22 protein-coding genes are annotated in these 22,757 nt (G+C 61.7%); 5 read left to right on the top strand and 17 right to left on the bottom strand.

Annotation, left to right across the window (positions count from 1 at the left end):
• Positions 1 to 48 precede the first annotated feature (48 nt).
• From ACUXAC_RS08915 to ACUXAC_RS08890, 6 genes are read right to left on the bottom strand one after another with little or no spacing between them, the layout of a single operon-like run.
• Complete coding sequence (locus ACUXAC_RS08915; RefSeq protein ID WP_038877656.1) at positions 49 to 894, bottom strand: DMT family transporter; 846 nt, start codon at positions 892 to 894, stop codon at positions 49 to 51.
• Positions 891 to 2,198, bottom strand: a complete 1,308-nt coding sequence (locus tag ACUXAC_RS08910; protein ID WP_421115182.1) for an opine metallophore biosynthesis dehydrogenase — start codon at positions 2,196 to 2,198, stop codon at positions 891 to 893. Before ACUXAC_RS08910 ends, ACUXAC_RS08915 begins: the two co-directional genes overlap by 4 nt.
• On the bottom strand, positions 2,191 to 2,988 hold the full coding sequence (locus ACUXAC_RS08905; protein ID WP_060440085.1) for an SAM-dependent methyltransferase: 798 nt from the start codon (positions 2,986 to 2,988) through the stop codon (positions 2,191 to 2,193). The genes ACUXAC_RS08910 and ACUXAC_RS08905 overlap by 8 nt, the downstream gene beginning before the upstream one ends.
• Positions 2,976 to 3,761, bottom strand: coding sequence for an ABC transporter ATP-binding protein (locus tag ACUXAC_RS08900; RefSeq protein WP_087763515.1), 786 nt, complete (start codon positions 3,759 to 3,761; stop codon positions 2,976 to 2,978). The genes ACUXAC_RS08905 and ACUXAC_RS08900 overlap by 13 nt, the downstream gene beginning before the upstream one ends.
• On the bottom strand, positions 3,758 to 4,798 hold the full coding sequence (locus ACUXAC_RS08895) for a FecCD family ABC transporter permease (RefSeq protein WP_060440083.1): 1,041 nt from the start codon (positions 4,796 to 4,798) through the stop codon (positions 3,758 to 3,760). The genes ACUXAC_RS08900 and ACUXAC_RS08895 overlap by 4 nt, the downstream gene beginning before the upstream one ends.
• A 2-nt stretch (positions 4,799 to 4,800) precedes the next feature.
• A complete protein-coding gene (locus tag ACUXAC_RS08890; RefSeq protein WP_421115183.1) occupies positions 4,801 to 5,892 on the bottom strand; it encodes an ABC transporter substrate-binding protein in 1,092 nt (363 codons plus the stop codon).
• Between the two features lie 370 nt (positions 5,893 to 6,262).
• Here ACUXAC_RS08890 and htpX point away from each other — a divergent pair, with 370 nt between their 5' ends.
• The gene (gene htpX, locus ACUXAC_RS08885) at positions 6,263 to 7,141 is read left to right on the top strand and encodes a protease HtpX (protein ID WP_033638291.1); all 879 of its coding nucleotides are present in this window, start codon (positions 6,263 to 6,265) and stop codon (positions 7,139 to 7,141) included.
• Between the two features lie 51 nt (positions 7,142 to 7,192).
• Here htpX and ACUXAC_RS08880 read toward each other — a convergent pair whose 3' ends face one another.
• On the bottom strand, positions 7,193 to 8,587 hold the full coding sequence (locus ACUXAC_RS08880) for an MFS transporter (RefSeq protein WP_447260009.1): 1,395 nt from the start codon (positions 8,585 to 8,587) through the stop codon (positions 7,193 to 7,195).
• A 230-nt stretch (positions 8,588 to 8,817) separates the two neighbouring features.
• Here ACUXAC_RS08880 and kdgR point away from each other — a divergent pair, with 230 nt between their 5' ends.
• Positions 8,818 to 9,609, top strand: coding sequence for a DNA-binding transcriptional regulator KdgR (kdgR, locus tag ACUXAC_RS08875; protein ID WP_454266601.1), 792 nt, complete (start codon positions 8,818 to 8,820; stop codon positions 9,607 to 9,609).
• Between the two features lie 46 nt (positions 9,610 to 9,655).
• Here the strand turns inward: kdgR and ACUXAC_RS08870 are convergent, their stop codons facing one another.
• From ACUXAC_RS08870 to phnR, 5 genes are all read right to left on the bottom strand, one after another.
• On the bottom strand, positions 9,656 to 10,459 hold the full coding sequence (locus tag ACUXAC_RS08870) for an ABC transporter permease (RefSeq protein ID WP_060419250.1): 804 nt from the start codon (positions 10,457 to 10,459) through the stop codon (positions 9,656 to 9,658).
• Between the two features lie 2 nt (positions 10,460 to 10,461).
• Positions 10,462 to 11,325 carry a 2-aminoethylphosphonate ABC transporter permease subunit gene (phnU, locus tag ACUXAC_RS08865; protein ID WP_060419249.1) on the bottom strand — a complete coding sequence of 288 codons (864 nt, stop codon included), beginning with the start codon at positions 11,323 to 11,325 and terminating at the stop codon, positions 10,462 to 10,464.
• 1 nt (position 11,326) lies between these two features.
• Complete coding sequence (gene phnT / locus ACUXAC_RS08860; RefSeq protein ID WP_060419727.1) at positions 11,327 to 12,451, bottom strand: 2-aminoethylphosphonate ABC transport system ATP-binding subunit PhnT; 1,125 nt, start codon at positions 12,449 to 12,451, stop codon at positions 11,327 to 11,329.
• A gap of 8 nt (positions 12,452 to 12,459) precedes the next feature.
• Positions 12,460 to 13,470 carry a 2-aminoethylphosphonate ABC transporter substrate-binding protein gene (locus ACUXAC_RS08855; RefSeq protein WP_063989667.1) on the bottom strand — a complete coding sequence of 337 codons (1,011 nt, stop codon included), beginning with the start codon at positions 13,468 to 13,470 and terminating at the stop codon, positions 12,460 to 12,462.
• A gap of 176 nt (positions 13,471 to 13,646) precedes the next feature.
• Positions 13,647 to 14,366, bottom strand: coding sequence for a phosphonate utilization transcriptional regulator PhnR (gene phnR, locus ACUXAC_RS08850; protein WP_049198574.1), 720 nt, complete (start codon positions 14,364 to 14,366; stop codon positions 13,647 to 13,649).
• A gap of 155 nt (positions 14,367 to 14,521) precedes the next feature.
• On the opposite strand from phnR, the gene phnW reads away from it, so the two are divergent.
• On the top strand, positions 14,522 to 15,625 hold the full coding sequence (gene phnW / locus ACUXAC_RS08845) for a 2-aminoethylphosphonate--pyruvate transaminase (protein ID WP_060440080.1): 1,104 nt from the start codon (positions 14,522 to 14,524) through the stop codon (positions 15,623 to 15,625).
• 9 nt (positions 15,626 to 15,634) lie between these two features.
• Entirely contained in the window at positions 15,635 to 16,444 is an 810-nt protein-coding gene (phnX, locus tag ACUXAC_RS08840; protein WP_454266600.1) for a phosphonoacetaldehyde hydrolase, read from the top strand.
• Positions 16,445 to 16,508: 64 nt separating this feature from the next.
• Here phnX and ACUXAC_RS08835 read toward each other — a convergent pair whose 3' ends face one another.
• From ACUXAC_RS08835 to ACUXAC_RS08820, 4 genes are all read right to left on the bottom strand, one after another.
• Positions 16,509 to 17,900, bottom strand: a complete 1,392-nt coding sequence (locus tag ACUXAC_RS08835) for an L-cystine transporter (protein WP_038877619.1) — start codon at positions 17,898 to 17,900, stop codon at positions 16,509 to 16,511.
• Positions 17,901 to 18,081: 181 nt separating this feature from the next.
• A complete protein-coding gene (locus tag ACUXAC_RS08830; RefSeq protein ID WP_004931456.1) occupies positions 18,082 to 18,630 on the bottom strand; it encodes a metal-dependent hydrolase in 549 nt (182 codons plus the stop codon).
• Between the two features lie 424 nt (positions 18,631 to 19,054).
• Complete coding sequence (gene hxpB / locus ACUXAC_RS08825; RefSeq protein ID WP_049198577.1) at positions 19,055 to 19,720, bottom strand: hexitol phosphatase HxpB; 666 nt, start codon at positions 19,718 to 19,720, stop codon at positions 19,055 to 19,057.
• 64 nt (positions 19,721 to 19,784) lie between these two features.
• Positions 19,785 to 21,065, bottom strand: coding sequence for an HdeD family acid-resistance protein (locus tag ACUXAC_RS08820; RefSeq protein ID WP_197804074.1), 1,281 nt, complete (start codon positions 21,063 to 21,065; stop codon positions 19,785 to 19,787).
• Positions 21,066 to 21,250: 185 nt separating this feature from the next.
• Here ACUXAC_RS08820 and ACUXAC_RS08815 point away from each other — a divergent pair, with 185 nt between their 5' ends.
• Positions 21,251 to 21,811 carry a YniB family protein gene (locus tag ACUXAC_RS08815; protein WP_038877612.1) on the top strand — a complete coding sequence of 187 codons (561 nt, stop codon included), beginning with the start codon at positions 21,251 to 21,253 and terminating at the stop codon, positions 21,809 to 21,811.
• A 35-nt stretch (positions 21,812 to 21,846) separates the two neighbouring features.
• Here the strand turns inward: ACUXAC_RS08815 and ACUXAC_RS08810 are convergent, their stop codons facing one another.
• Positions 21,847 to 22,716 carry a fructosamine kinase family protein gene (locus tag ACUXAC_RS08810; RefSeq protein ID WP_004931452.1) on the bottom strand — a complete coding sequence of 290 codons (870 nt, stop codon included), beginning with the start codon at positions 22,714 to 22,716 and terminating at the stop codon, positions 21,847 to 21,849.
• Positions 22,717 to 22,757 lie beyond the last annotated feature (41 nt).

The following is a 22,757-nucleotide window of genomic DNA, read 5'->3' as shown; positions in this document are numbered from 1 at the left end:
AAAAACGCACCCTCGGGTGCGTTTTTTTATGGCCGCGTTACGTGCTGCTCAGACGGCTTTCTTGCGGTGGCGCAGCCCGAGCCGGATGCAGGAAACCACCACCAGCAGGCAGCCGATCAGCGACAGCAACAGCGGGACTTCGTGCCAGAACAGCCAGCCCCAGGCAATATTGAAAACGATGCCGATATAGCGCACCACCGAGACCACGATCAGGTTATCGGAGGAAAAGGCCTGGGTTAAGACAACCTGTCCCAACAGCGATACCAGGGCGATGGCGAGCAGGATGGCAAACTGGTAGACGTTGGGCCAGACGAAGGCGTTCCACATCAGCGGCAGCGAGATCAGCGTCGCGATAAACAGGAAATAGAACACGATCTCGTAGTTGTGGTGGCGCTTGCTGAGCTTGTTGACCGACAGATAGGCGATAGCGGCGAACACCGCGCTCATCACGCCGACCAGCGACGCCAGGGTATACGTTGAGAAATGCCACGGCCGCACCAGCAGTACGGCGCCGATGATGACCAGCGCCAGCCAAAATGCGGTGTTGGCGCTGATCCGTTCTCGCAGCACCAGCAAGGAAAGCAGAATGGAGAAAAACGGCGACAGGTAGGCTAGCATGCTGGCGTCGGCCAGCGTGAGGTGGGCGATGCTGTAAAAATAACAGATGAGATACAGCCCACCCATAGTGCCTCGTAATACCAGCAGCGGCCGGTCCTCGCGGCTGAAGGCGACGCCGTGGCGATACATCAGCAGCAGAACCAGCAGGCAGCCGATGCTGCTGCGAAAGAACACGATTTCCCCGGTGGGGATGTCGTCGGCGATGGTTTTGACCAGCGCATTCATGACGCTGAAAATCAGCGAGGCGAAAATGGCCAGCAGCGCACCCTGATTCATGCTTGCCCCCGCCACTGACGGTAGGTGATGGCCGCCTGTTCGTCGCAGGTATCGTCCAGCAGCGAATGATGGCAATGCTCGGCGCCGATCCGGGTGACGAAGCTCTGCAGCGCCTGCTGAAAGCGCGCCAACAGGCGCCGGGCGGTGGGCATCTCGACGCCAAGCCGCTCCGCCAGCAAGACCAGCGTGCGGAGTTTTCGCACGTCTTCCAGCGGCACGCGCGGCAGGCACCACAGCCCTTGAGCATCCTGAAAGACGCGGGCGACCCTGACGGCGGAAAAATCATAATAGCGACCCTGCGCGTCCGGTTCGGAATAGGGATCGACCAGCAGCGCGGTATAGCGCGTAAACAGCGCATAGCGTTGTTCCGCCGGCGCGAGCTGCGGGAAATGGTCAATCCAGCGGCGGCTCACCATGCGGGAGGGAACCGGGTAGCTGTCGTCGTTCAAAAAGCGCAGCAGGTTGATCTCCTCGACGCCGAGATGGTTGAGCAGCCTTTTGTAATCCTCCGACAGTTCGAGCATATCGGCGATAACCTCGGGACCGAGGGGCCCTTCGGGATAGGTTTTATACAGGTATTGCACCGGCGCCTGCGGCTGGAATATCGCCTGCAGCGTGGTGTCGGCCAGCGCCAGCGGCGGATGAACATAGTTGGTGATGCTGAAGCGCTCGGCGGCCAGCAGGCTGTCGCAGCGCCGGGCGTCGATAGCGTGACGCGCCAGCACCGAGCCGATCCAGTCGAGTTCGGCGGAGTCTGGCGCCGGGCTTTGGGCCGCGAGATAGACCCGCTGTTTAAAGGCTTTGGTAAAGGCGCGATAGGGCTGCGCCGCATCCTGATATTTGGTGTCGGCGTAATAACTGGACAGACTGATGATCCCGACGTGGGATTGGCCAGCCGCCTGCAGCAGGCTTTGCACCATCAGGCCGGAGCCGATGGACGGGGAAAGCAGGATCAACGAACGCAGGTGGGGTAAGGTGGCCCACGGCACCTGCCGCAGCACCTCGTAATAGCGATCGGCGGGCACCGCGAGGATCAGCCGCTGCCAGTCGCCGCCGATGAGCGACAGATCGTCGCAATAACTGTCTACTGCCACCTGCGCATCGTGCTGGGTCTGCCGCGCCTTGCCGACGCCTTCCAGATGCAGACTGGGCGTGTGCGCCAGATGCGCCTTCAGGCGTTGTCCTTTCTCGCTGGGGCGATTGTACAGGCCGAGGCGCGTGTCGGCCGCGGCCTGGATATCCGCAGCCAATTGGATCGCCGCCGGACCGGCGCCGAGGATCAGGGTAGGAAATGCGTTATTCATGGCGATGAGACTCCAAAATCAAGAGATCGTACAGCGGGGTGGCAACCGGTTTACCGCTGACGCGCCAGGGTGAACGGGCAGCCAGATGGTGATAAGGGCAGTTGAAGATCGACTTAAGGCCGTTACCGTAGCGCAGCAGCAGTTTGCCGCGCTGGGGCAGTAAAGGCCGCAGCTGCGTCAGCAAGGTCTGCTTGTCCGCCACCAGAGAGGCGATGATGATGTGATCGATGTCGCGGTCGGTCAGGCCGTTCAATTTATCGATGCAGGGGATTTGCCGTGACAGCCCCAGATGGCGCGTGAGGCGGCGGGCAAAACGCTGGGCCGCCGGGTCGCAATCGTAGCAAATGACGGTGGCGGAGAGCCTGGCGACCAGCGCCAGCGCGGTGGTGGGCAAGGCGCCGCTGCCCACCAGCAACACTCGTTCACCGGGTTTGATGTCGGCGGCGGCGATCTCCAGCTGCAGGGCGCTATCGAAACTGTTCAGGTAGGCGTTGGTCTGCGCCGGCTCCCGGCAGAGCGTGGCGACGCGATGCTTCTCGTAATCGCACAAGGCGGCATTGGCCACCGCTCGCAGCTGGGTGATTTGCGCTGTTATCGAGCGATCGTTTTCCAGCTTGCGGCGATAGGCCTGCAGCTGCGGCAGATCGTTAAAGGCCTGCAGGCGGCTGAAGCGCCGTTCCAGCAGGGAAAAATGGCGCCGATCTTGCCGGGCGGAACGGTGAAGCTGGTGGATTTCCTGTTGCAAGCCGGCGAGTTGCGCCAGCATGTCCGCCTTGGTCAGAGTGTACATGGGGTTTCTCCGTGTGCGTGTAACAGCTGTGTCGGCAGCAGAAAGGGGTAGCCTTGGGGGCTGATGCCGCTTTCGATACCGACGCCAAATACGCGGGACATCATCGGGTGCCCCATCATCTGATGGGTGTCGCCGTGGCAAATGACGCGTCCGTGCTCGAGCAAGGTGAGAGAATGGCAGTAGCGCAGCGCCAGCCCCAGATCGTGGATCACCAGCAGCGTGATGCAGCGATGACGCCGGCTGTAGTCGGCGATCTGATTGAGTACGCGCAGCTGATGGTGGATGTCCAGCGCGCTGGTGGGCTCGTCGAGTAAAATGAGCTGCGGCTGAGAGACGAAGGCCTGCGCCAACATCACCAACTGCCGCTGCCCGCCGCTGAGGCGGTTGAAAGGGCGATCGGCAAGTGCGGAAATGCCGCATTCCGCCAGCGCCTGTTCGACCGCGTCGGCCTGTGCGGCGCTGACGCGCCACCCCAACTGCCGTACCTTGCCCAGCAGCACCATGTCAAACGCGGTCAACGCCGACTCGCTGCGATTGAGTTGCGGCACATAGGCGATGCGGCTGGTTTTCGGATCGAGCGGGCGCTCGCGGTAGGCGATAGCGCCGCTGTGCGGCAGCATGCGATTGATCGCTTTGAGCAGCGTCGATTTGCCGGCGCCGTTGGGCCCGATGATGCCGCCGAGCTTTGCCTCCGGCCAGGCCAATGAAACGTCGGCTAACAGCTGACGTCGATGCAGCGTGACGCCGACGCCGGTGAGGGTCAGTTGAGTCATGGGCGTTTAACCTGTCGGGTGACGAAGTAGAACAGCACCGGCACGCCGATTAAGGCGATAACGATGCCGATGGGCACTACGCCGTTCGGCAGCACCAGTTTGGCGACGATCGACGCGCACAGCAGCAGCAGGCTGCCGCAAAGGGCGGAAATGCAGATCAGATAGCGTTGATCCTCGCCCACCAGAAAACGGGCGAAATGCGGGGCGATCAGCCCGACGAACCCGATGGTGCCGACAAACGAGACCGAGGCGGCCGTCAGTAAGGTCGCCAGCAGAAAGGCCAGCTTGCGCAGCGCGCTGACGTTGATGCCCAGCCCCTGGGCCTGTTCTTCGCCGGCGGACAGTGCGGTCAGGCGCCAGGCCAGCCGCAGGCTGACGACCAGCGCGCAGAACAGGACGCCGCCGGTGATCGCCACGCCGTGCATATTGGCTTTGAGCAGGCTGCCGAACAGCCAGAAGACGATTTGCTGCATGGCTTCGGGCGAGGCCAGAAACAGCAGCAGGGATTGCAGCGACTGAAAGAAGAACAGCACCACGATGCCGCTCAGCACCAAAATTTGCGGCGTCATGCCGCGGCGCTGTCCCAGCAGATAGATAGGCACGCAGGCCAACAGCGCCATCAGCGAAGCCAGCAGCGGCGTGCCCAGTGCCAGCGCGCCACCCAGGCTGAATCCGGTGATGATCGACAGCGCCGCGCCAAATCCCGCCGCGGCCGAGATCCCCAGCGTATACGGGCTGGCGAGGGGGTTGGCCAGCACGGTCTGCATCAACAGACCGGCCAGCGCCAGGCTGGCGCCGACGACCAACGCGGTGAGCGTCATCGGCAAGCGAATCGACCAGAAAACCACCTGATGCAGCTCGTTGCCTGGCGCGGAGCCGGGCCAGAGCATGGGCAGGATATCCGAGAGGCTAAGGTGCGCGGCGCCGACGGTCAGATCGACGACGGTGGCCGCCAGCAGCGCGCCGAGCAGCGCCAGCGTCAATAGCCCGCGGCGCAGCCTGCGCCGTTGTAAAAACGCACGTCCTGTGTGGGCCACGGCTACTCTCCTTGCCAGCGTTGCAGGAAGACGCCGTCAGCCTCTATCGGTAAGTATTGGCGGTAGAACTGCGCCAGGTTGCGTGGGGGATCAACGTCGGCAAACGCGGCCGGATAGAGAGCTTTCGCCAGATACTGAACAAAAATAAAATCGTAAATCGTGCGCGCGCCGCCATGGTAGAGCGCATAGAGGCGCTGGTCTTTTATCGCCGGCAGCTGCGGCCAACCGGCACGCTGGGCGTACTGAGCGAGGCGTGCCTGAAGGGGGGCCGCCTGTGCGCCGTAGCCCATCGGTACGGCGTTTGGCATGTTTTCCCAGTCGCCGCCGGCGAGGAAAATGACGTCCGGCTTTTGGGTCAGTACATAGTCGGCGCGTAAAGGCGCGGGGCTACCGACGACGCCGGCGGCGATATTGCGGGCGCCGGCCAGCTGTAACAGCGGCCCCCAGACGGAGGCGCCATAGCTGCTGCTGTATTCGCCGGGCCCCTTGTCGCCGAGTTCGATATAAGCGGTCGGTGGCGGCAGCTGCGCCTCGCGAATACGCCGCTGAGTATCTTCAAGGCTCTGCCGATACTCGCTGGCCAGCCGTTCTGCCCGCTCGGGGTAGCCCATCGCCTGACCCATGGCCCGAATGCTGGCGAGTTTGACTTCCGCACCCTGGTTGAAGTCGACGACGATGTAAGGAATGTTGAGCTGTTGCAGCACCGGCAGGTAGTTGGCGAAGCCGTCGAGCTGCCATTTCGCCAGGATCAGCAGGTCTGGCCGCGTGGTCAGCAGGCGTTCGAAGTCAAAGCTCTGATTGTAGAGCGAACCGACATCGACCAGCTGAGCGAGCCGCGGCAGAGCCGCCTGATAACGCGGCCATTGGCTGGTGCGCAAGGCCCAGTCGCTTTTAGAGAAGGCGGCCACCTGTTGAAAACTGTCCGGGCCGTTCACCGCCAGAAAATCTTCGTAGTAAAAGCCGATATAGGCGCGTTGTGCGGGGGCGGCCAGGGTGACCTGGCGTCCTTCTGCGTCGGTGAGGTGGATTTCAGCTTGCGCGACGTGGCAAAAGAGCAGCCACGCAGTCAGCATACAGACGAGGCGAGGTAACATGATTGACATCCCTTTACGATTAATTGTGATGTTATAATGTAACAATTAATCGCGGGATTCAAACTTTCCTGTCAGGCGAGGCGAGCGCTGCGTGAGCGAAGGCGGTGAGAGCCTGGCGGCCATAAAAAGTGTGCGTGCAATTTTTCTCGACGTCATTTTGCACGGGCCAGGAATTTTTTCTGAGAAATCCCTCCGCCTTGCGCAACAATCGTTTACAATTTGCCAAATCCCGGTCGCGCGTCGTTTTTGTAAAGTTTCGTATTTTTAGTAGGTTAATGACGCACAACTCTTGAAACTGTGACGAATGCCCATACGATCTAGGGTATCTTAGACAGCGTTTTGTTAACATTTATGAGGAAGTAAACATTTTATGATGCGTATAGCTCTGTTCCTGCTCACCAACCTGGCGGTGATGTTGGTTTTCGGGCTGGTGCTCAGCCTGACAGGAATCCAATCCAGTAGCGTTCAGGGCCTGATGATCATGGCCGGTCTGTTCGGCTTCGGCGGCGCTTTCGTGTCGTTGCTGATGTCCAAGTGGATGGCGCTGCGCTCCGTCGGCGGGGAAGTGATTGAACAACCGCGTAACGAAACCGAAAACTGGCTGCTGGAAACGGTACGCCGTCAGTCGCAGCAGGCGGGCATCGCCATGCCGCAGGTCGCTATCTACCACGCGCCGGACATCAACGCCTTTGCCACCGGCGCGCGCCGCGACGCCTCGCTGGTCGCCGTCAGCACTGGCCTGCTGCAGAGCATGAGCCGCGACGAAGCGGAAGCGGTCATCGCGCATGAAATCAGCCACGTCGCCAACGGCGATATGGTGACCATGACCCTGATTCAGGGCATCGTGAACACCTTCGTCATCTTCATTTCGCGCCTGATCGCGCAGGTCGCCGCCGGCTTCCTGGGCAATCGTGATGGCGAAGGGGAAGGCAACGGCAACCCGATGATTTACTTCGCGGTGTCGATGGTGCTGGAACTGGTGTTCGGCATCCTGGCAAGCATCATCACCATGTGGTTCTCGCGTCACCGCGAGTTCTACGCCGACGCCGGCTCCGCCAAGCTGGTGGGCCGCGAGAAGATGATCGCCGCCTTGCAGCGCCTGAAAACCAGCTACGAACCGCAGGAAGCGGGCAGCATGATGGCGTTCTGCATCAACGGTAAATCCAAGTCGTTCAGCGAGCTGTTCATGTCGCACCCGCCGCTCGACAAGCGTATCGAAGCGCTGCGTTCCGGCCAGTACCTGAAGTAATCGGCTGAATGAAAGGAAAAACCCCGGCTTGCCGGGGTTTTTTTATGTCCGCTATTTCACCTCGCGGCTTGGCTGCGCCGTTGGCGCCGTCGATTGGGTGATGCGCAGGCTGCTGACCGCCGCCGCCAGAGTGGCGAACACGCCGGCCAGGATCAGCGATGCGTGGGTGCCGGAGGTGGGGAACAGGTTGAACATCAGCGCCACCAGCGCGGCCCCCGAGGTTTGCCCCAGCAGGCGAGCGGTGCCCAGCATGCCGCTGGCGCCGCCGCTGCGGTTACGCGGCGCGGCGGAGATGATGGTGTGATTGTTGGGCGACTGGAACAGGCCGAAGCCGGCGCCGCACAGCACCATGCGCCAGATGATGTCCCCATTCGACGGATCCGCGGGCAGCAGCGCCAGCGAGAACAGTCCGAACGCGAACACCGCCAGCCCAATGCAGCCCAGCAGGCCGGCGTGCACGCGCTCCACCAGCCGGCCGGCGATCGGCGCCATGACTACGATCGCCAGCGGCCACGGCGTCAGCAGCAGCCCGGTCGCCACTTCGTCGCGGCCCAATGTGCTTTGCAGGAAGAACGGCAACGACACCATCGCCAGCATTTGCGCAGCAAACGAGCAGATTGAGGTGCCCATCGACAGGGCGAAGATCGGGATGCGCAGCAGGTCGACCGGCAGCAGCGGAAATTCCTGGCGCAGCTGGCGGCGCACGAACACCGCGCCAATCGCCAGCAGCGCGGCGATCTCGCTGAAGATCAGCGTCAGGCTCTGGCCCTGGGCGAAGCCGCTGATGGCGGTGATCAGCAGGCCGAACGTCAACGCGTTCAGCACGGCGCTGGTGGGATCGAAACGGCGGTTATCGCTTTTTTGGCCGTTGGCCGGCAGGAACTTCATGCCCAGCAGCAGCGCGACGAGGCCGATCGGCAGGTTGATGGCGAACAGCCACTGCCAGGAAGCGACCGACAGGATCGCCGCCGCCACCGTTGGCCCGGCCGCCGAGGAGCAGGCGACGATCAGCGAGTTGATGCCCATGCCGCGGCCGAGAAAACGCTGCGGATAGATGATGCGGATCAGCGCGGTGTTGACGCTCATGATGGCGGCGGCACCAAAGCCTTGCAGCACGCGGGCGATGGTCAGCGTAAGCAGCGAGTCGGACAGGGCGCAGAACAGCGAGGTAATGCTGAACACCAGCAACCCGGCCTGATAGATGCGGCGATAGCCGATCAGATCGCCGAGCGACGCCAGCGACAGCAGAGACACGGTGATCGCCAGCTGATAGGCGTTAACCACCCAAATGGAGCTGGCCGGGCTGGCGTTGAGATCGCGCGCGATGGTGGGCAGCGCCACGTTGGCTATCGCGCCGTCGAGCACGGATACGGTAATGCCGAGGGCGATGGCGAGGATCGCCCCATAGCGTTGCGGGACGGGGAGGCCGTCGGAACAAGGACGCATGTTGGTCTCAGCGGTATTTATTCAGGGGAGTATTATCATGCTAATCATATTCGCCCGTGATTGCATGCCCCTTGTCCGCTTTATTGTAAACGGCGGTGAGCGAGCCGGGGTTATCCATTAGGCTTCAATCGCTTAGCGTTCAGCCGCGTTGCGCGCCGCGATCTGTTCCGATTATACTGAAACCCTTGTTTAAATTTCCTGAAACAAAACCGTTAAGTAGGGTATTCACCATGGCTAACGCAGATTCAGACAAGCAACCGGATGCCGTCTCATCCGTGATGAAAGTGTTCGGCATTTTGCAGGCGCTCGGCGATGAGCGCGAGATTGGCATTACCGAACTGTCCCAGCGGGTGATGATGTCCAAAAGCACCGTCTACCGTTTTCTGCAAACCATGAAATCGCTGGGCTACGTCTCGCAGGAAGGCGAGACGGAAAAGTATGCGCTGACGCTCAAGCTGTTCGAGCTGGGCGCCAAATCGCTGCAGAACGTCGATCTGATCCGCAGCGCCGACGTACAGATGCGCGAGCTGTCGAACCGCACCCGCGAAACCATCCACCTCGGTGCCCTGGACGAGGACGGCATCGTCTATATCCACAAGATTGACGCAATGTACAACCTGCGCATGTATTCGCGCATCGGCCGCCGCAACCCGCTGCACAGCACCGCCATCGGTAAAGTGCTGCTGGCCTGGCGCGATCGGGATGAGGTGGCGCAGATCCTGTCGCAGATTGAATTTACCCGCAGCACCGAGCATACCCTGACCAGCGCCGCCAAACTGTTGCCGGTGCTGGAGCGGGTGCGTAAGCAGGGATACGGCGAAGATGCCGAGGAACAGGAGGCGGGGATCCGCTGCATCGCGGTGCCGGTCTTCGATCGGTTCGGGGTGGCGATCGCCGGGCTGAGCCTCTCTTTCCCGACGCTGCGTTTTTCCGAAGCGGCGCGGGAGGAGTATGTGGCGCTGCTGCACGTCGCCGCCCGGCGCATCAGTGAACAGCAGGGCTATCACGACTACCCGTTCTAACCCTTCGCTTCGATGAACAAGGCGCGGCCATGGCAGCGCCTTGTTGCTATTTTGCGCCCGGCGTCAGCCGCTGCGCAATCCGCTCCAGCACTAACATCAGCAGCAGCGTGGCCGCCACCAGGATCATGGTCAGCGTCGCGCCGTTGGCGATGCTGCCGCGATCGGTCAGGCTGAAGATAGTGACCGGCAGCGTCGCCCAGCTCGGTGGGTAGATCATCATGGTCGCGCCCAGCTCACCCATCGACAGCGACAGGCTGAGGGCGAAGGCGGAGATCATATAGGGAGCGATCATCGGCAGGGTGACGTGACGCAGGCGAAACAACGGCGAAGCACCCAGGCTGGCGGCGACGTTTTCGTAGTCGCTCGAAAGCCGGGTCAGCCCGGCCATCACGTTGCCGAAGGTGAAGGCGGAAATCAGCACGAAGTGGGCGACGGGCACGATCAGGAAGGTACCGTTCATCTGCAGCGGCCCCTGGCTGAATGCCACCAGCATGCCTAAACCGATCGACACCGAAGGCACCGCGCTGGGTATGAAGAACAGCGTACTCAGCAGGCGCTGGCCGCGCCCCTGATGGTGGCGCAGCGCCAACGCCGCCCAGGTGCCGCACAGCAGCGCGAACAGGCTGGCGCTGAAACCGATAGCCAGGCTGGCGACCAGCGCGTCCCAGGAGGCGCCGCTGAAGGCCTGGCGGAAATGGCTTAGAGTGAAGCCGCTCGGCAGCACGCCGTTCCACTGTTCGCTCAGGCTGGACATCAGGATCACCGCCAGCGGCAGGCAGAAGAACAGGGCGAACAGCGTGACCGCCAGCGTGCAGGTCAGGGTGCGGCCGGTGCGAGACCAAATCAACATCGTCAGTTCCTCAGCCCGGCGCGCGCCGCGGCGTAGCGGTAAAGGGAGAACAGCCCGAGCGACAGTGCGATATTCACGACGGCGATCGTGCAGGCGACGGCGTAATCCGACTCCAGAATCGCTTTGGAGTAGACCATCATCGGCAGCGTGGTGACGCCCTTGGCGCCGATAAACAGCACGATGCCGAATTCATTGGTGGTCAACAGCAAACACAGGCTGCCGCCGGCCAGCAAGGCCGGCAGCGCGGCGGGCAAAATCACCTGGCGTACCACGCGCCCTGGCCGGGCGCCGAGGATGCTGGCGGCCTCGAGCTGGCTGCGATCGATCTGCGACAGCGCCGCCATCAGCGGGCGCATCACCAGTGGCGTAAACACGGTGATTTCCGCCAGGATCACGCCCCAAATGGAATAAAGAAAGTCCACCGGCGGCAGGGTAAAACCGAAGGCCGCCATCAGCGTGCCGTTCAGCAGGCCGGCGGATCCGTAGATAAAGGTGAAGGCCAGCGTGATCAGGAAGGTCGGCATGGCGATAAAGGTATCGATCACCCGGGCGATCAGCCGGCTGCCGGGGAACGGCGTAAACACCAGCAGCAGCGACAGCAGGGTGCCGAGCACCAGGCAGCCCAGCGTCGCCAGCAGCGCAATCTGCAGCGTGTTGAGCAGGGCGCCGACAAAGCGTCGGGATTCGAATACCTGTTGCAGCGCGGCGGCGCTGAACAGCCCCTGATCGTCGGTAAACGCCTGTTTGACGATCAGCGCCAGCGGATAGAAAAACAGCGTCGCCAGCACCAGCAGCGGCAGCAAGATCCACAGACGGCGCGGCAAGCGCAGCCGCAGAGCCGGGCGAATAAGCGTAGAGTCGGTCATGTCAGTCCTCGATCAGTACCGCGTCGTCGGGGGCGAAATAGAGCGGCACGCGCTCGCCGATCTGGGGCATCTGGCTGCGATGGGTGGTGACCACGCGCAGCGGATGGCCTTCCGCGTCGAACTGCAGGTGCGTCAACTCCCCCTGCCAGTGAATGTCGCGCAGCGTACCGATGATGCAGTTGCTGCGCTGGGCGTCGGCATCGAGCGCAATATGCTGCGGCCGAATACACAGCAGTTTGTCGAAACCGCGTTGCGCACCATAGGTAAAGCAGCCGATCACTTTGCCGGCGCAGCTGACGGTGGTCATGCCTTGCCCGGTAGTGGTCTCCAGCGCGGTGGCCGGCAGCAGGTTGGCGCGGCCGAGGAACTCGGCGGCGAAACGGTTCGTTGGATGATGGTACAGCGCGCGGGTCTCGCCGTGGGCGATCAGGTGGCCGTCGCGCATGATGCCAATCTTGTCCGCCAGCGTCAGCGCTTCGCCCTGATCGTGGGTGACGTACAGGATGGTCAGATCCGGCAGTTCGCGGTGCAGGCGGGCGATCTCTTCCACCATGCTGTGGCGAATTTGCGCGTCCAGCGCCGACAGCGGTTCATCCAGCAGCAAGACTTTGGGGCGCACCGCGATGGCGCGGGCGATCGCCACGCGCTGCTGTTGGCCACCGGAGAGCTGGCTGGGATAGCGCTTGGCGTAGGCGGACATGCCGACGATGGCCAACGCCTCTTCGACGCGCTCGGCGGTGAGGCCGCGCGGCTTGCCCTGGGCGCGCAGGCCGAACGCCACATTGTCTTCGACGCGCATATGCGGAAACAGCGCGTAGTTCTGTACCACCATGCCCAGGCCGCGCTCATAAGGCGGCACGTCGGTGACATCGACGTCACCGATGGCAATACGTCCGGCGGAGGGCTGCACGAAGCCGGCGATCGCCCGCAGCACGGTGGTTTTGCCCGAACCGGAGGGGCCGATCAGCGCCAGCACTTCGCCGGGGGCGATGGTGAGCGTCAGGGGTTTCAGCACCTCGGTGCCGCGGTACGACACGCTGACGCGGTCGAGCTGAATGCCCGACGGCCCGGCGATGTCCTGGCTGCTATCCCGCGCCTCGGCGCGGGAAGAGAGGGTAGAAGGCATCGTCAGCGTCATTCGGTCACCTTGTGCCAGCGGGAGATATCGGCGGACAGGCTGCTCACCACCTGATTCCAGTCCGGCGCCCAGATGTCCACGCCTTTCAGCGCCGCCTGCGACTGCCTGAAGTTATCGTCGGTCGGGGTGACGTCCTTACGCACCGGCATGCCGTAGGAAATGGCGCTGACGCTGCTCTGGGCTTCTTTGCTCAGCAGGAAGTCGATCAGCTTTTTGCCGTTGGCGCTTTGCGGCGCGCCTTGCACCAGGCCGACATAGTAAGGCAGCACCAGCGTGCTGCGCTTGCCGTCCGGCCCGGCCGGCCAGAACACCTTCACGTTCGGGTTGCTGCGCATCTGCGCCAGGTTCATCTGCAGATCGCCGTTGGCCACCAGCAGCTCGCCTTTATTGACCAGCGCGGTCAGCTTGCCGGTGGAAGCGGAAGGGCCGACGTTGTTGCTTTGCAGTTTGCCGAGGTAGTCGAAACCGGCGTCTTTGCTGCCGAAGCTGTGAAACGCCTGCAGCATCACCGCGGTGCCGTCACCCGCCTGGCCCGGCGTGGAGTACTGCAGCTTGTTGCGGAACTGCGCGTCCAGCAGCTGTTGATAGCTGGCGGGCGCCTGCGGCAACAGCTTGGCGTTATAGATGAAGCTCAGGTAGTTGTTCACCAGCGGCACGAACTGTGGCTGGGCGTCGGCGATCTGCGCCGCATCCTGCGGGGTGAAATCCTGCAGCAGTTTTTCCGCGGCGGCGCGCTGGATGAACGGCGGCAGCGTCACCAGCACGTCGGCCTGCGGGTTGCTGCGCTCTTTCGACAGCCGCTCGACGATGGCGCCGGAACCGCCTTCGACGTACTGCACCTTGATGCCGGTTGCCTGAGTGAAGGCGTCGAACTGGGTTTGATACCAGCTGTGATCGCCGTCGTGCAGCCCATCGGCAGAGTAGACGGTCACCACCGCGTCGGCGGCCCAGGCCGGCGCGGCGCCGAGTGCGATGGCGGTCATCACGACCAGACGAGAAAGTTTCATAGCTTCAGCCTCACTGTTGCGGGTTAATGCGAAACTGGTATACACCAGATATGCGGCCAAGCTAATCGGCGAATATGACAAACAAATGAAAGCGGCAAAATATTTTGCCGGCAACGGGGGATTGAGCGTGGGAGAGAAAGGCGGGGCGGCGGGCGCAGCCCCTGTCTTGCCGGGGGTTAAAGCGTATCGACTTCGATGCGCAGGCTGTCGTGGCGCCAGTATTCGATATCAAAATCGAGAATGCGGCCGTGCTGATCGTAATTCAACCGGCGCAGCAACAAGGCGGGCAGGCCGACCATGGCGCCGAGCGCGTTGGCGGCGCGGTAAGGCAGGGCTGTCGGATAGAACGACAGGTGCATGTTGCTGTAAATCAAGGCGTAATGCTGTTGATAGACCTCGGTCAGGCTACCGTTGAGATCGTGGCTGAGCAGTTCCGGCACCCGCTGCGGCAGGCAGTGGTTTTCGCAGTAGCAGATCGCGCGGCCGTCGGCGTAGCGCACGCGGCGCAGCAGATACACCTGATCGAACGGTTCGAGCGCCAGCGGCTGCATGACGTCGAGCGGCACCGTGGTTTTTTCGCCGGACAGCAGCGCGGTGCGCGGCGTTCGCCCCTGCTCCTGGCAGAGGCGGTGGAAGTTGGTGTTCTGCGTCGGATCCAACCACAGCCGTTCCGGCGTGACGAACCAGCCGCGGCGATCGGCGCGGTAGATGGCGCCGGTGGCCTCCAGCTGCGCCAGGCTCTCGCGAATGGTAACGCGGGTGGTGGAGAAGATGGCGCACAGCTCGCGCTCCGAAGGCAGCTTGTCGCCCGCCTGCAGCGCACCGCGGGTGATGCGCGCCTGAAGCTGATCCTTGATCTGCAGGTAGTGGGGCATATCGCCCTGATGTTCTTTCATTTCATCTCGCTATGGCATCGGCCCGACATTCCGGCACGCGCTTATTATACATAGCCAGATGAATTTTTTGTTTCACCGCGCTTTGTCGTTTGACCGGGGAAGGAATTTGCGGCCACAATGCTCGCAATCTGGTATAGACCAAATAGGTGAATAACATGTCCGATCGTAACTACCTGCTGTTGACCCCCGGCCCGTTGACCACGTCGAAAACGGTAAAAGAGGCGATGCTGTTCGACAGCTGCACCTGGGATGAAGATTACAACCTGGGCGTGGTGCAAAGCATCCGCCAGCAGTTGGTGGCGCTGGCGACGCCGTCCGCCGGTTACACCTCGGTGTTGCTGCAGGGCAGCGGCAGTTTTGCGGTGGAAGGCGTGCTGGGCACGGTCATCGGCCCGCAGGACAAGCTGCTGATCGTCAACAACGGCGCCTACGGGGCGCGAATGATCGAAATGGCGCGGCTGATGGACATCGACCATCACGCTTTCGACTGCGGCGAGGTCAATGAGCCGGACGTGGCGGCGATGGAGGCGGTGCTGAAAAGCGATGCGCGCATCAGCCATATCGCCATGGTGCACTGCGAAACCACCACCGGCATGCTCAACCCGCTGCAGAAGGTCGCCGGCCTGGCGGCGCGCAACGGAAAGACCTTTATCGTCGATGCCATGAGCAGCTTCGGCGGCATCCCGCTGGATGTGGACGCGCTGGGCATCGATTTTCTGATCAGCTCCGCCAACAAATGCATTCAGGGCGTGCCGGGCTTCGCTTTCGTCATCGCCCGCCGCAGCGAGCTGGAGAAATGTGCCGGCCGTTCACGCTCGCTGTCGCTGGATCTGTATGCCCAGTGGCGCTGTATGGAAGACCAGGCCGGCAAATGGCGCTTTACGTCGCCGACCCACACCGTGTTGGCCTTTGCGCAGGCGCTGAAAGAACTGGAACAAGAGGGCGGCATTGCCGCGCGCCACCGCCGCTATCAGACCAATCAGCGGCGGCTGGTGGCGGGTATGCGCGAGCTGGGCTTTGAGACTCTGCTGGACGATGCGTTGCATTCGCCGATCATCACCGCGTTCTATTCGCCAAAGGCCGACACTTACCGCTTTGCCGAATTTTATCAGTGCCTGAAGCAGCAAGGGTTTGTGATCTATCCCGGCAAAGTGTCGCAGAGCGACTGCTTCCGCATCGGCAACATCGGGGAAATTTACCCGCAAGATATCGAACGTTTGCTGGCGGCCGTCGGGCAGGCGATGTACTGGAATCAATAAGGATTGACCATGAAACAGATCAACGCAGTGATCCTCGACTGGGCCGGCACCACGGTGGACTTCGGCTCCTTTGCGCCAACGCAGATTTTTGTCGAGGCATTCAAACAAACCTTCGATATCGACATCAGCCTGGCGGAGGCGCGCATTCCAATGGGGCTGGGTAAATGGCAGCACATCGAGGCGCTGGGCAAGCTGCCGGCGGTCGACGCGCGCTGGCGGCAGAAGCTGGGCCGTTCGATGAGCCATCAGGACATCGACGCGCTGTATCAGGCGTTTATGCCGCTGCAAATCGCCAAAGTGATCGACTTCGCCGATCCCATCGAGGGTGTGCCGCAGGTGATTGCCGGGCTGCGCGAACAGGGCATTAAAATCGGCTCCTGCTCCGGTTATCCGCGTGCGGTGATGGAGGTGCTGGTGCCTGCCGCCGCGCAGCGCGGCTACGCGCCAGATTACTGGGTCGCCACTGACGATCTCGCGGCCGGTGGCCGGCCGGGGCCGTGGATGGCGTTGCAGAACGTTATCGCGCTGGGCATCGATGCGGTGGCGCACTGTGTGAAGGTGGACGACGCGGTGCCGGGCATTGCTGAAGGGCTGAACGCCGGGATGTGGAGCGTCGGATTGGCGCTGTCCGGCAATGAGTTTGGCGCGACCTGGCAGGAGTACCGCCAAATGGCGGAAGGTGAGATAGAGCAGCGTCGCACGGCGGCAGCCGATAAGCTGTACGCGGCGGGCGCGCACTATGTGATAGACACGCTGGCGCACTTGTCGGGCGTGATCGCCGACATCAACCGGCGGCTGGCGAACGGCGAGCGGCCGTAACGACCGAGCGCGGGGCATAAAAAAACCGGGGATAATCCCCGGTTTTTTTCGTTTTGAGACGGCGTTAACGGTGAGCCAATTCGACTTCGTCTTCGCTGTCCATCACGGCTTTGTCGGTTTGCTTCATCAGCTGGCTGGTGATGGTGCCCGCCGCCATGGAGCCGTTGACGTTCAGCGCGGTACGGCCCATGTCGATCAGCGGTTCGACCGAGATCAGCAGCGCGACCAGCGTCACCGGCAGGCCCATCGCCGGTAGCACGATCAGCGCGGCGAAGGTAGCGCCGCCGCCCACGCCCGCTACGCCGGCGGAGCTGATGGTGACGATGCCGACCAGGGTAGCGATCCACACCGGATCCAGCGGGTTGATGCCGACGGTCGGCGCAACCATTACCGCCAGCATTGCCGGGTAGAGGCCCGCACAGCCGTTCTGGCCGATGGTGGCACCGAAAGACGCCGAGAAGCTGGCGATGGATTCCGGCACGCCCAGGCGGCGGGTCTGCGCTTCCACGTTCAATGGAATGCTGGCGGCGCTCGAGCGGCTGGTGAAGGCGAAAGTGATCACCGGCCACACCTTGCGGAAGAACTTCATCGGGTTAACGCCGGTGAAGGCCAGCAGCACAGCGTGCACCACGAACATGATGGCCAGGCCGATATACGAGGCCACCACAAAGCTGCCGAGCTTGACGATGTCGTGAATGTTGGAACCGGCGACCACTTTGGTCATCAGCGCCAGCACGCCGTACGGCGTCAGCTTCATGACCAGACGCACCAGCTTCATCACCCAGGCCTGCAGGGTGTCGATAGCCACCAGTACGCGCTCGCCTTTCGGCTTGTCGTCTTTCAGCAGCTGCAGCGATGCCACGCCGAGGAAGGTGGCGAAAATCACCACGCTAATGATCGACGTCGGGCTGGCCCCGGTCAGATCGGCGAACGGGTTTTTCGGGATGAACGACAGCACCATCTGCGGCACGGTCAGGTCGGCCAGTTTACCCACGTAGTTGGTCTGGATCGCCGTCAGGCGCGCGCTTTCCTGCGCGCCCTGCACCAGGCCTTCCGCGGTCAGGCCGAACAGGTTGGTGACCAGCACGCCTACCAGCGCCGAGATCAGCGTGGTGAACAGCAGCGTGCCGATAGTCAGGACGCTGATTTTGCCCAGAGAAGAGGCGTTGTGCAGTTTGGCCACTGCGCTCAGGATCGAGGCGAACACCAGCGGCATGACGATCATTTGCAGCAGCTGCACATAGCCGTTGCCGACGATGTTGAACCAGCTGATGGATTCTTTCAGCACCGGGTTGTCGGAGCCGTACACCAGCTGCAGGCCCAGGCCGAACACCACGCCGACCACCAGGCCGACCAGCACTTTTTTCGCCAGGCTCCATTGCTTGTGGCGGGTTTGCGCCAACAGCAACAGGAGCGCGACAAACACCAGCACGTTAATCACGAGCGGAAGATTCATCCCCAATGTCTCCAATAATCTTTCTTATAAAAACGACTACGCATCACGTATGTCGCGATGTAAATATCGTAACAGTTTGCCGCGTGGCCTACTTATATCCAAATGGAATTTGATATAGCTTTTTGTGTGTTTTTGTTTGTTTTATATACATGAAGGTGATGAGTTGAGCGGATTTTTGTGATCAGAGTCTGATATTTCTGATTTGCTCGACATAGGATTGCACCGGCAGGGTGAAATCACCTTGCCAACAGATGGCAAACGCCACCAGGCACAGACACAGCACGCGCTCGAGCTGATTGCCTTTTTGCGAGTTGAGCAGCGGCAGGCGAAAACGCCAGCGGCATGGCCACAGCAGCGGAACGCCGGCGGGAGTGAGCATATCGGCCAGCAGATGGCTGAAGTAACCGATGATCATGGCGTGCAGCGCGTCGGCCGGGATCGGCCAGCTGCGCGGCACGTCCAGCTGGAACAGCGCCATGCCGCCGGCGATCGCCAGCAGGCTGTGGGTGAAGCCGCGGTGGCCGAAGGCGCGGGCGATGGGCAGGGCAATCCAGCGCAGACGCTGGCCCAGTACCGACTTGGGGTGATCGATGTCCGGCAGCAGCGAGGTCAGCAGCGCGGCGGGTATGATGTGCCACCAGTCGCCGGTAGCCAGCTCTGGCGTCACTTCCGCCTTCTTGGCGAAGATCGCGCAAGCGACAGAGAATATAAGGTGTCCTTCCGCGGTCATGCTGTTGCGATTCCGGCTGGTAAACTGTTAATTTATCCAGTATATGGGAAAATTCCCAGTAGTGGAAGCAGTTACCCTGTAACCAATTGTTTATTTTTCCCGGTTTTACAACGGCTTGTTACGGCAATGCGTAACAAATCATCGCTTTTGACGGGCGTGAACAAAAAGCGGGCAATGGGCGGTGCGGAACGGAGAGAAACAAGGGCGGTTTTCAGTACGCAGCGGCGGGAGGAAGCGGCGGCCGCGAAGAGCGCTGCGTGGCAGTGACAACGTTTCGCGGACCGTCGCTTTCCCTGCCGCCCAGCATAATAACAACAGCATGCCGATTCAATAATAATGAAACGCTGTTTCGTTTGTTTTGCGGCACGGATCCCTTTTATGGCGCTGAGCGGAAAGCCAGGGCGCCGGTGGCCGGCGCCGCAGGTCAGGCAAAGTGGGCGGGGGTGAGCTGTTCCAGGGTCTCCAACTGGTGGTCTGCCAGCGCCCAGCGCGGATCGTGGCGGTATTCGGCGGCCGGGATCACGATGGAGCGCATGCGCGCGGCCTTGGTGGCGATCATGCCGTTAAAGGAGTCTTCCAGCGTGATGCAGCGCAGCGGATCGCTGCCCAGCCGTTCGGCGGCGATCAGGTAGACCTCCGGGTGCGGTTTGCTGTACGGCAGGTATTCGGCGGAAACCAGCTGATCGAAGTAGCCCTCAAGATCGAACATCTTCAGCACCTGCTGTTGCATGTGCAGCGGCGAGGCGGAGGCGAGACCGATGTTCAGCCCCTGCTCGCGGCACAGTTCCAGCGCCTGCCGGACGCCCGGCAGCAGCGGGCGCGTCTCGTGCACCAGCTCGATGGCGCGTTCGATAATCCGTGCCGACACCTCATCGAGCGAAACCCCTTGCCACGGCATCGCCTGGTACCACATTTTCACCACCAGATCGATGCGCAGCCCCAGGGTGTCCGGCAGTTTGTGGCGATCGGACAGATCCAGGCCCAGCGCGCCGAAGATATCCAGCTCGGCCTGCAGCCACAGCGGTTCCGAATCGATCAACAAGCCGTCCATATCAAAAATTGCGGTTTCAATGCGTTGCGAATAAGCCATTAGCGGTTAACTCCTGCCGGCGCGGGTGAATGTGCCCGACACTCTATCATCGCCGACGGCGAGACTAAAATCTTTGCCTGCGCGTTTGGCTTTTGCCAAAGCGAAGGATATTCCACATCTCGCGCAACTTTAGCCACCAGCGTTGGTGTTGGCGCTCGGTAACCTGTTGCAACATGCGCGCATAGTCCAGCACCAACCCCGGCGTCCAGGTCATGCTTTCGCCACGGCTGCGCAGTACCGCCAGCATCCACAGATTGGGATCCAGCACCAATAACAGAAAACGGCGCCACAGATGTTTATCGCCCAGCACGCCCTCCAACGCACTGTCGAGCGCGCCGATGACCGTGGTGGAGCAGTTACGCCGGGTCAGGTTGTAAGTCGCATCTTGTCGGTAGCGTAACCAGAATGCGCGCAGCGCCGCCGGGTTATAGCGATAGAACTGAATTTTCTTGTCCGGGGGGCACCAGGCGGCAATCTCGCCCGACAGGTCGGGCAGGAAACGTCCGTCGACGTTGTTCTGTTCGCCGGCATGCAACAACTGGCGGAAATCCTGAACGGAATGGCTGATGTCGTTGAGCGGGTAGTGACTGATATACACATCCGGTGCGAGCGCCAGGGCGGCATGACCGGTGGAGATATTGCCGCCGTTGTCGACCGCCGCGATGTATCGGTCGACGATGTAACGTCGGCGCGGATCTTTAGCCGCACCAATCGGTGTCCAGACATACACCGTGAGCGGCGCAGTCTCATCCGCCGGGGGCGGTGGCTGCCGGGTTGGGTGCTGATTCAGAGAAAAGCTTGTCAGTCTCCGGGCGATGCGCAATAAAGCCCAGCCGGAAAGCACCATCATCACGCCGAGGCAAAAGGGCACCGTCATCCGATGCGGCGCCGGCCAGCCGACAAAAATCATCAACGAAAGCAGGATTTCGCCGCCGCCCGCCAGCGCCACGGCTTTCCATCGGCTGTGTTGAATCACCGTGGAGGAGGCGATGCGCACGGCGCCGTCAAGCAGCAGCGCGCTGCCAAACACCACGGTGGCGACGATGTTATCGTCTGCGGGCACGTCCAACATTAAAAAGGCCATAAACACGAAGCCCAGCCCCTTAAGCAGCACCGGCCGGCTGGCCGAAGAGCCGATCACCAGCGCGGCGGATATCGCCACCAGCCCCTCCAGCGCCAGGATGACCGCCAGCGCATCCAGCGCCAGCACGGACCGGCCATCCTGCAGGATGTCGAACAGCATCAGCGCCCCTGCGGCTACCCACAGCCAACCGAACAGCACCAGCAGGCGGCGCTGGCCGTGCAGCGCCTGCGCGCCCAGCAATAAGATAATCAGTCGAATCATGACGGCCTCTGGTTAAACGGGTAACGTTATCTCTTCAATGATAGTGCGCGAACGTCGTTAAGCAGTTGATTTCGGCGAATTCGGCTAAGCTTGTAGCACAGCGGGAATGAAGAAAACGGTGGGCGAGTTTCGCCAACTGCAGGTAGACTTAGCCGATTCGGTTACGTCGCTAACAAGGGGAACACATGACGTATCAACAGGCCGGGCGTATCGCCATTTTGAAACGCATTCTCGGATGGGTGGTTTTTATCCCGGCGTTGCTGTCGACGCTGATTTCCGTGCTGGGCTTTATCTATCAGCACAGTGAAAAAACCAAGGGCATCAACGCGGTGATGCTGGATTTTGTTCACGTGATGGTGGACATGGTGCGTTTCAATACACCGTTCCTGAACCTTTTCTGGTACAACTCGCCGGTGCCTGACGTGGATAAAAGCCTGTTCAGCGGCGCCAATCTGATGTTCATCATTATCTACATACTGATCTTCGTCGGGCTGGCGCTGCAGGCTTCCGGCGCACGCATGTCGCGCCAGGTCAAGTTCATCCGCGAAGGGTTGGAAGACCAGATGATCCTGGAGCAGGCCAAGGGCAGCGAAGGGCACACGCGCCAGCAGCTGGAGGCGCGCATCACGCTGCCGCACCACACCATCTTCCTGCAGTACTTCCCGCTGTATATCCTGCCGATCGTGATTGCGGTGATCGCCTGGTTCGTGATCCGCCTGTTGGGGCAGCTGGCCGGCGCGGCCTGAACCATGAACGGGGCGCCGAGCGGCGCCCCGGAACGTTATGACGCCTCGGGCTGCAGCAGCGCCTCCACCGCGCGTTGCGCAGCCACCAGATGCTGGCCGCCGAACAGGTTGCTGCGGTTGAGCAGGTAGTACAGCTGATACAGCGGCTGACGCTCGATAAATCCGGCCCCCAGCGGCCATACGCTCTGATAGCCGTCGTAGATCTGCGGCGGCAGCTCGGGGTACAGCGGCAGCATCGCCAAATCGCACTCCCGGTCGCCCCAGTAGCTGGCCGGATCGAACAGAATCGGCCCGTGGGCGGTCATCGCGCAGTTGCCTGGCCACAGGTTGCCGTGCAGCAGCGAAGGCTGCGGCTGGTGGTGCTGCAAGCGCAGATACACCCGATCGACGATGTCGTCGATGTCACCGAAGGTCATGCCTTTCTCGGCCGCCAGCTGCAGCTGCCAGCCGATGCGCTGTTCGGCGAAGAATTCCGACCAGCGGCGCTGCCAGGCGTTGGGTTGCGGGGTGGTGGTCAGATCGCTGTCGAAGTCGAGGCCGAACTGCGGTTGCTCGCTCCACTGGTGCAGGTGCGCCAGCTGCTGGCCCAGGCAGTAGGCGCCGTGGGCGTCGAGGGGTTTCAGCTGCTGATACTCCAGCAGCAGGAAGCTGTAGTCGCGATCGCTGCCGACGCCGTACACTTCCGGCACCCGCACGCTTTTGCTGCGCGCCAGCAACGCCAGCTGATCGGCCTCGGCGGTGAATATCGGCAGTTGTTCACGGGCGTCGCATTTCACGAACACCTCGTTGTCACCGTAACTCACGCGCCACGCCGGGTGAATGTCGCCCCCGGGCAGTTCAATCCTTTCGCGTATCTCTGCGCTGCCAAGATGTTCACTTAACAGACGGCTAACGGCTTGCCACATGGTATTTCCCCCTCTGTGCTGCCTGATAATTCATTAGGTTA

The organism is Serratia sp. 121840015-1 (assembly GCF_053627655.1).
This window is presented reverse-complemented; position numbering and strand designations above follow the sequence as displayed.